Annotated in this window: 2 protein-coding genes; both read left to right on the top strand. The window is 46.0% G+C overall.

Translation table 11 applies throughout. The features are described from left to right. The first annotated feature begins 169 nt into the window (after positions 1-169). Positions 170-1,726 carry an IS21 family transposase gene (gene istA, locus FGQ85_RS18060; RefSeq protein WP_138374154.1) on the top strand — a complete coding sequence of 519 codons (1,557 nt, stop codon included), beginning with the start codon at positions 170-172 and terminating at the stop codon, positions 1,724-1,726. Beyond that, positions 1,716-1,933 (top strand): ATP-binding protein (locus tag FGQ85_RS18065; protein WP_171028016.1); only part of this gene is annotated, 218 nt, incomplete at its 3' end. The genes istA and FGQ85_RS18065, both read left to right, overlap by 11 nt.

A 1,933-nucleotide genomic window follows, 5' to 3' on the forward strand; every position in this document is an offset into this window, starting at 1 on the left:
TGAGTATTCCGTGACTTCGGAGCCACTCAATCCGTTGCATAGAGCCACCCATTCCGAATGTCGGAGCCACCCATATGAGAAGGTGAATCCGCTGTTGAGAGCCACCTCTTAAAGCAATACAATGATCCCAACGGATGAATCCGTAATACTTTGAGAGGAGGACGAGTCAATGTCCAAAGAGAAACCTATTTTACAAATGCTTCGGGATGGATACAGCCAGCGACACATTGCCAGTTTTCTGCATGTATCCAGAAACACGGTGGCAAGGGTGGCTAAGGCTGCTTCCGAACACCAGTTACCGAATGATGTGTTGGAGTCCATGGATGAAGTAGAAATCCGCCATACACTTTTTCCGGAAGAAGCATTGATCCCCACACTAGTTACGCCTGATTTCCCGTATATCCATAAGGAATTATTGAAAAACGGCGTAACACTGAAGCTTTTGTGGCAGGAATATGTGGACACCTGCCGTAATACCGGCAAGCCTCCCTATGGCTATTCCCAGTATTGTAAGTTATATCAGGATTATGTTACACAGCATAAACTTACCATGCATATCCAACATAAACCTGGTGATAAACTTATGGTTGACTGGGCCGGAACCGCGCTGCCCCTTTATGATAAGACCACAGGGAACAGCAGGAAGGTCTATCTTTTTGTAGCAACGCTGCCTTTCAGCATGTATTGTTATGCACAGGCCTGCGGCACCATGAAAGAGGAGGACTGGATCAATGCACATATCGCTATGTATGAATTCTTTGGCGGTGTCACCAGGATCCTGACTCCGGATAATCTAAAGGTGGGAATCCTGAGCAACAGGAAATATGAAGATCCTGTGGTCAACCGCTCTTACCAGGAACTGGCAGATCACTATCACACAGCATTGCTTCCGGCACGGGTGTTGGCGCCTCGCGACAAAGCAGCCGTAGAGGGAAGTGTTGGTAACCTGACTTCCCACATCATTGCCCGTCTGCGAAACCGGAAATTTTTTGATCTCCATACGATGAACACGGCAATCCGCAAGGAATTGGATCGGTTCAACGATACTCCTTTCCAGAAAAAAGATGGATCACGCCATTCTGTATTTCTGGAAGAAGAGGCTCCCTTTTTACAGCCACTTCCTAAATATCCGTACGAATTCGCTCAATGGAAATCAGCTACTGTTCAGTTAAACTATCATATCGCTATCGATTTCCAGAATTATTCAGTTCCTTACGAGTATGTTCGTAAAAAAGTAGATGTCAGATACACCAAAAACAGCATTGAGGTTTACTATAAAGGAAACCGGATCTGCAGCCACAAACGTCTTTATGGACGCCGTGGACAGTATTCCACAGTTGTGGAACATATGCCTGTCAATCATCAGCTATACAGCGAATGGGATCAGAAAAGGTTCCTCAAATGGGCAGATGGGATCGGCGAGGCAACCCATCAGGTCATTCAGGGGATCTTTGATTCCTACCGGATTGAGGAGCAGGCCTATAAAAGCTGTCTGTCTCTTTTGAAACTGGCTGATAAATACAGTACAGAAAGACTGGAACATGCCTGCAGGGCAGCATTGGAGCGAATTCCAAGCCCGCGTTATAAAAACATTCGTCTCATCCTGGAATCCTGCAATGACAAAGCTGCTGACCCGTCAAACCGATCTGCCGTGACCAGCTATGACGAAAGCTATGCCCTGGTCCGGGGAGCATCTTACTACGGAGGTGGCAGCCATGAAAAATGATACATTGAAAAAGTTAAAAGCCATGAGACTGCCTGCCTTTGCAGAAGCTTATGAAAAACAGATCGTCCGGGAGAGCGACTATGAAGCCATTTCTTTTCATGAACGTCTCATGCTGTTGGTGGACGCAGAATACGATTCCAGACATAACAATAATATCAAGAGATTGATTAAAAACGCAAAGTTTTCTGACGCATCGGCATTTCTTGG

It is taken from the genome of Pseudoflavonifractor sp. BSD2780061688st1 E11 (assembly GCF_005844125.1).
Taxonomy (GTDB): Bacteria; Bacillota; Clostridia; order Lachnospirales; family Lachnospiraceae; genus Sellimonas; species Sellimonas catena.